Consider the following 6,605-nt stretch of genomic DNA (forward strand, 5'->3'; position numbering starts at 1 on the left):
CAACGACGACTGGCCGTAAAAGCCGCGCCCAGCATGTCCGTGCGACCTGGCTACGTCGTACAGATGCAGGATCATCGTTGTGACGCAGGCTCAGCTATTACGGCGTAATAGGTCCCACCTGGAGGGCAAGGAACAGCACGAAGCACCGGCGGTGATGGTGGTACTCACTCGTCTTCCCCACTGTTGAAGCGCGCGAGGCGGCCCAGAAGGCGGTCACCGCGTTGGTCTTGGCCTCGCCGAACAGCTCCTTGAGGGAGCCGTCGGGGCACTCCTCGAAGACCCGGACCCCGGCGCCTACGAGTTGCGGCGCTGAAGTGCCGTCAGCCGACGCCAGCAGACGGCTACGCAGCCGAGGGTGAGGTTCGCACTCTTCATACGGTCGACGTTCATGCTGGCCCGGGCCTGACAGCCCCGTGAGAGGCCCTCGTTCTGCTGTCGGTGTGATCAGTTACCGTCGGGTTCGTACTTGCAGTGATCAATTAGGTGTCGTCGCGGGCACCGCTCAGGGGGAGGTTGACGGGGGTTGGGTTACGTTCTGCCGGGCTGGCTGGACGAGATCCTGGACTTCATCGGGATCAACTGGCCGAATGTCGATGAGGACGACTACCGCGAGATGGCGGACGCGATGCGCGAGCTCGCGGACGCTTTCGACGAGCAGTGCGGGTGAGGCCGTCGGTGCGGTGAACCGTCTGTTGTCCTCCAGTGAGGGCTGGGCGGTGGAGGCCCTGCAGGAGCACTGGGGCAAGGTGAAGACCTCGCACCTGGAGCAACTTCCGGAAGTGGCACGCCTGTTCGCGGATGCGATGGATGTCGTCGCGGACGTGATCTACGGCATGAAGATCAAGGCCGAGGTCGAGCTGGGGGTGATGGCCGCCTCGGTCGGCGTCTCCATCGGCCTGGCCTTTGTCACCGGCGGCTTGTCGGCGCTGATCGGTGCGGCGGAGATCGCGGCGATGCGGGAGGTGGTGCACCGGATCATCAAGGAGGCCGCCGACCAGATCGTCGACCAGGTGATGGCGATGGTGACCGAGCCGGTCGCCGCCAAGCTGGAGAAGATGGTCACGGACGCGGTGCTGGACCTGGCGGCCGGCGCCATCTCCCCGGCCGAGGGCTCCGGCGGCGGAGGCAAGGGCGCCGCCGCGATGCAGCTGAACTCGGCCGGCGGTTCGGCAGGCGGCGGCTCCGCCGGCCCGGCCGGTGGGGGCGGGGGCGCGGGCCGGATGCGTATCGACCACGCCGAGTACGACAAGACTGCCGGAAACCTGGGCCGTCTCAGCGAGACGTCGCTGACCCGCCTGTCGGGGTCTTTGGACCGCGCGGCAGGCGCCAACAGCCGCACCCGCGGCAAGGACCCCTTCACCCAGGGCATCGACAGTGTCGTGGACGGCGCCACCAAGGGCATGAAGAAGGCCGTCGAACGGATCATCAAGCACACCGGCGAGACCATCCCGAAGAACCTGCGCGACACCTCGAAGAACCACAAGCGCAACGAGGACTCCCTCACCGACAAGCTGAAGGGCATTGACTCCAAGGCCGACGGCAACAGCCCTGGCGTCGGCGTCAACAAGCAGGGGCCGGGTGGCAAGCAGTGGAATCAGTCCGGCTCCAACGTCAACCTGTCCCCGGGCGAACTGTCGGCCAAGGCACGTGCCGCCGACGCCAAGTGCCTCGGCGGCGATCCGATCGACATGGCGACAGGAGAGATGTTCCTGGCCCAGGACGACATCGAACTCCCGGGCATTCTGGCGCTGACGGTGACCCGCACCCATCTGTCGTCCTACGGGCACGGACGCTTCTTCGGCCGACGCTGGGCCTCCACCTTCGACGAACGCCTGGAGCGCGGCGATGGCGGCATCTGGTGGCACCGCACCGACGGCTCCTCTTTGATGTTCCCCCGTGAACCCGACATGCTGGGCGACCAGGTCTTTCCCCTGGAAGGCGCGCGAATACCGCTGACCTGCATCCAGGAGGGGAACTCCTACGCGCTCGTCGTCATCGAGCCCCGTACGGGCCTCACGCGGCTGTTCGATCCAGCTGTAAGCGCGGACGGCCTGTGGTGGCTGTCGGACGTCAGCGACCGCAACGGCAACAGCTACAGCATCGAGCGCCACGACGACGGCACCCCGCACTCGATCCTGCACAGCGGTGGCTACCACCTTGAGATCCACCGTGACGACGACTCGGGCAAGCCGTCGAAACTCTGCCTGCGCCACGACAACGGCCCCACCGAAATCGTCTCCTACGGCTACGACAGTGCCGGCAACCTGGACCGGATCACCAACTCCAGCGGACTGCCGTTCCGCCTGGACTACGACGCCGAGGACCGCGTCACCGCCTGGACCGACCGCAACGAGTCCACGTACCAGTACATCTACGACGATTCAGGCCGCGTGGTGCAGACGGTGGGCCCGGACGGCTACATGTCCTGCCGCCTGGAGTACGACCGCGCCGAGCACACCACGCGCTACATCGACTCCACCGGCGCCGTCACGACCTACCGCATGAACGCACGCGGTCAGGTCATCGCCGAGACCGACCCGCTGGGCAACACCACCCTCAGCGAGCGGGACCGGCACGACAACCTCCTGGCTCGCACAGACCCGCTGGGCAACACCACCCGCTACGAGTGGGACGAGCACAGCGCAGACCTCACCGCCGTCCACTTCGCCGACGGCACCACCGCCCGGACCCGCTACAACCGTCTCCACCTTCCCGTGGAAACGGTCCTGTCCGGGGGCGAGGTCTGGCGCCAGGAGTACGACGCCCACGGCAACCGCACCAGCGTCACAGCGCCGGACGACACCACAACCCGCTTCACCTACGACGAACACGGCGCAGTCGCCTCGGTCACCAACGCGCTGGGCCACGTGCAGCGCATCCTCAACAACGACGCCGGCCTGCCACTGGCTGTCACAGACCCGGCGGAGAACACCACGGCGGTCACCCGCGACGCCGCCTCTCTGGAACTCTTCCACGCCTTCGCCCTCATCCACGACGACGTCATGGACGCCTCCGACACCCGCCGCGGACGCCCCACCCTCCACCGCACCCTGACCGCACAGCACCGCAGTACCACCCACAACCACCACGACCCTCACGCCCTCGAGCGCTTCGGCACCAACGCCGCCATCCTCCTCGGCGACCTCGCCCTGACCTGGTCCGACGAACTTCTGCACACCACCCCCATCTCCGAACCCCACCGCACCACCGTCCTGCACTGCCTGGACACCATGCGCACCGAAATCATGACCGGCCAGTACCTGGACCTGCTGACCACCGGCACCCCCACCCCGGACCTCGACACCGCACTGACCGTGATCCACTACAAGACCGCCACGTACACCGTGCAACGCCCCCTGCACCTCGGTGCCCTGCTCGCCGCCGCCTCCCAGCCGGTACTGGACGCCTGCACCGCCTACGGCATCCCCCTGGGCGAAGCGTTCCAGCTGCGCGACGACCTCCTCGACACCTTCGGCACCCCCTCACAGACAGGCAAGACCTGCCTGGACGACCTCCGCCAGGGCAAGCACACCGCCCTGCTCGCCCTGGCCTTCTCGCACGCCAACCCCGCCCAGACCGCACGCCTGCGGAGCCTGGTCGGCCATCCCGACCTCACCGAGGAAACCGCCACCGAGATCCGCACCATCCTCACCGACACCGGTGCCCGCACCACCGTCGAAAACATGATCGCCATCAGACACCGACAAGCCATGGCCGCGCTCGACACCGCGCCCTTTCCCCCCGCCGCCACCAAGATCCTCGCCCGGCTCGCCGACCAAGCCACCACCCGAACCTCCTGACCACGCCGACGTTCACCGTCCGCGATACAAGGGGCGGCACCATGCATGCTCACAGGCGACCTGGTAGGCCGCGGAGCAAAAGGAAAACGGCAAAGGCAGTGACACTTCAGGCCGAACGGCAGCTCGAGCGTTGCGGAATCAACGCCACGTCCCTAGGCAGCCAGGCACAGGAAGGTCACCAAGTCCTCTGCTGTGCGCACCTCACTGATGCCCTTCGCCACACTCGCCATCTTCAGCGCACCAATCAGACGAATTCCTCCGCGACGTCGAATGCAACCGGTCCCTTCTTGCGGATGACGTCCCAGACAGGATCACGCAGCCCGGTGTCGAGCCATTCAGTGAAGGAGGTATCGCCACCACGGAACCACCAGGAGTTCGGGCTCTTGAGCTGGGACAGTCCGACACCGTGGCGGTACTGGAACTCGAACTGGATCGGTACGTACTCGTCCACCGACCCTTCTTCCCCTCCCCCGAGCTGACGCGTGAACCCCAGCACGAAAGCCGGTTCCGAGAACCAGTTCGCGTAGCCGTACTGGAAGAGGAACCCGTCAGTGCCCCCTCCGTTGGCACGTCGAACTGCTGCGTATGTGGCTGAGCACGTGTATGGCTTCGCTGCGATTCCGTGGGCCGGCCATCAAGTCGTTGACGTACGCGAAGTAGTCGGTTGTGTGAATCCGGGAGTGCACGGACACGTTGTCGGGGTTCGCCGACTTGGATCCTGACGGCAGATACACCCATTGACCGCGTCATTGACCCCGCCCGCCCTTATCCAGTTCGCCCAGTGCGCCACCGCCGCGGCCAACCACTGGACCGGCGCCGACCTCGGCGCCCCGTACACCGCAATCGGAGAGCCCGCACCCGCACAGCAGGAACGCCGGGCCCCTCTCCTGTCGGGCGACGGCTGCGACTTCACCCACCGCGTCTTTTCTGCACTCGACGGCACAGCCGTCGACAGTGACCTGCGAATCAACCAGCCCGAAGAAGCCCAGCCGCCATGGCAACTCCCCCGTCCAACCGTCAAAAGCCTGCGCTACTAGCAGCTACGCCAAGCCCTCGGACAACCCCCACACCAAGCACTCCGGCTCTCAACACCTGACCCGGCCCTGGCCTGAAAGAGAAGCCGAAGGCTGCCCGCTCTTCCAACGCACCCTCGCCGCTCTGACCAACACCAGTCTGCCCGCAAGTGCACCCGCCACGGAGGCAGCCGACAGTGACCCAGGCCGCCGGAAGGCACCGAGCACCTGCCAGGGAAGGGGGCCAACGCCCTTCTCCCAACCGAATCCGTACCGGTGCGCCTCATCACCACCGGCGCGCCAATCGATGTCTCCGCCGTCCTCCTCACCAGCCGCGGCAAGGTACACAGCGACCACGACCTCGTCTGCTGCAACCACCACACCCAAGACGGAGTCCGCGCCAGCGGAGACACGGTCACCGCGGACCTGCCCCACATCCCAGACAACATCCACACCGTGGCCGTCATCGCCAGCATCGACCTCGAAGCACAGCCCACGGCCGTCTTCGACCACCACTCCAGATGGCGTACGGAGACCACCCAGCCCTCGGGCACCACTCTGTCCTTCGAGCCAGCACCCTTCACTTCGGGCGAGACCGTCTCCAACGTCGCGGAGATCCGTCGGCATGCTTCCGGCTGGAAAGTGCGTGCTGTCGGTCAGGGCTACGACACCGGCTTGGCGGGCATGGCCACGGACTACGGCATCAACGTCGAGGGCTGACGGTGCCGGAAGCGGCAAGACGCCCGGCCGGGGATCACAGCGGGGCGCGGCACCTGCACAGCAGCGGGCACCCGGGGCCCCTGACGAACCCACACCGTGACCGTCCACGTAGGCGACGCAGGGCCGACGGGTCTGTGCTCAGCCCGTCGGCCCTGCGCCGGTACGCCTGGATCAGGTCACCGTGCACACTGGCCGAGGGACATCAGCCAGGGTGACATCGCTGATCACGATCCGGTGGTCCTCGGTGGGGGTGTGCAGGCGGCAGCCGCCGCTGTTCACACGCCGGTGAAGGATGTAGTCGAACTTGGCGTCATCGGTCTTCGGGAGTGTCTTGTTGCACCGGCGATCCGCGACCGGTCCGCAGAACTGGTCGACGTCCTTGAACCCGGCCGACCAGATCGGTTCCATGACTTTCGCGATCCACGGCCGTGTGTTGAGATCGCCGAGAACCAGTGCCCGAGGGTGTGGCCGTGTGACGTCCGCGAGCTCCCTGGCCTGCAGTTGCCTCAGCCTTTCGTGCCCCGGCGCGCTGAGGTGTGTGTTGAAGACGCGAACCCACTGGCCGTCGATCCTCGTCGTGAACGACTGGATGCCACGCGCCTCCAGCCATCCCTCGTCCTCGCTGTAACCCTTCCGGTTGTGCGCCCTGACCGAAGTGCCTTCTGCGAAGATGATCCCGGTGCCCAGCCCTGCCTCACATCCGAGGTGCACGGCGCTGAATCCACGCCGGTAGCGGTACTCGAGTCCCTCTTGCCTGAGCCGGTTGACGGCCTCGATCACCTCGTCCTGGCAGGACTCCTGGAACGCGACCACCTGTGGCCGGAATCGCCTGACCTGCTCCATGATCGATTCCGGCGTGCCGAGTCCCTGCCCGTTGGTGTTCCAGGTCATGAAGCGGTTGGGGATCGGCTTCATAGCCTCGTCGGCTGCGGGCTCGGCGTGTGTGGGTGTCACCAGACCCATCACCGCCAGTAAGGCAATCAGCCACGCCGTCGTGACACGGCAGACTGTGCTGGTCGGTTTCCTCATGGTTCCCCCTGTCGTCCTCAGACTCACCGACGAATCTAAGAGG

Annotated in this window: 6 protein-coding genes; 4 read left to right on the plus strand and 2 right to left on the minus strand. The window is 66.4% G+C overall.

Going from position 1 to position 6,605, the window contains the following annotated elements:
• Window positions 1-523 precede the first annotated feature (523 nt).
• Both AQI70_RS39405 and AQI70_RS38200 read left to right on the plus strand, forming a co-directional pair.
• The gene (locus tag AQI70_RS39405; RefSeq protein WP_159042764.1) at window positions 524-667 is read left to right on the plus strand and encodes a hypothetical protein; all 144 of its coding nucleotides are present in this window, start codon (window positions 524-526) and stop codon (window positions 665-667) included.
• Between the two features lie 13 nt (window positions 668-680).
• Entirely contained in the window at window positions 681-3,800 is a 3,120-nt protein-coding gene (locus AQI70_RS38200; RefSeq protein WP_159042765.1) for a polyprenyl synthetase family protein, read from the plus strand.
• Window positions 3,801-4,044: 244 nt separating this feature from the next.
• On the opposite strand, the gene AQI70_RS36395 is transcribed toward AQI70_RS38200, so the two are convergent.
• A complete protein-coding gene (locus AQI70_RS36395) occupies window positions 4,045-4,251 on the minus strand; it encodes a hypothetical protein (protein ID WP_062156727.1) in 207 nt (68 codons plus the stop codon).
• A gap of 286 nt (window positions 4,252-4,537) precedes the next feature.
• On the opposite strand from AQI70_RS36395, the gene AQI70_RS39410 reads away from it, so the two are divergent.
• Window positions 4,538-4,837, plus strand: a complete 300-nt coding sequence (locus AQI70_RS39410; RefSeq protein ID WP_159042766.1) for a hypothetical protein — start codon at window positions 4,538-4,540, stop codon at window positions 4,835-4,837.
• Window positions 4,838-5,089: 252 nt separating this feature from the next.
• Complete coding sequence (locus tag AQI70_RS36400; protein WP_062156728.1) at window positions 5,090-5,533, plus strand: TerD family protein; 444 nt, start codon at window positions 5,090-5,092, stop codon at window positions 5,531-5,533.
• A 171-nt stretch (window positions 5,534-5,704) separates the two neighbouring features.
• Here AQI70_RS36400 and AQI70_RS36405 read toward each other — a convergent pair whose 3' ends face one another.
• Window positions 5,705-6,562 carry an endonuclease/exonuclease/phosphatase family protein gene (locus tag AQI70_RS36405; RefSeq protein WP_159042767.1) on the minus strand — a complete coding sequence of 286 codons (858 nt, stop codon included), beginning with the start codon at window positions 6,560-6,562 and terminating at the stop codon, window positions 5,705-5,707.
• Between the last annotated feature and the right edge of the window lie 43 nt (window positions 6,563-6,605).

Origin of the sequence: Streptomyces curacoi (assembly GCF_001513975.1) — a bacterium.
Classification (GTDB): domain Bacteria; phylum Actinomycetota; class Actinomycetes; order Streptomycetales; family Streptomycetaceae; genus Streptomyces; species Streptomyces curacoi.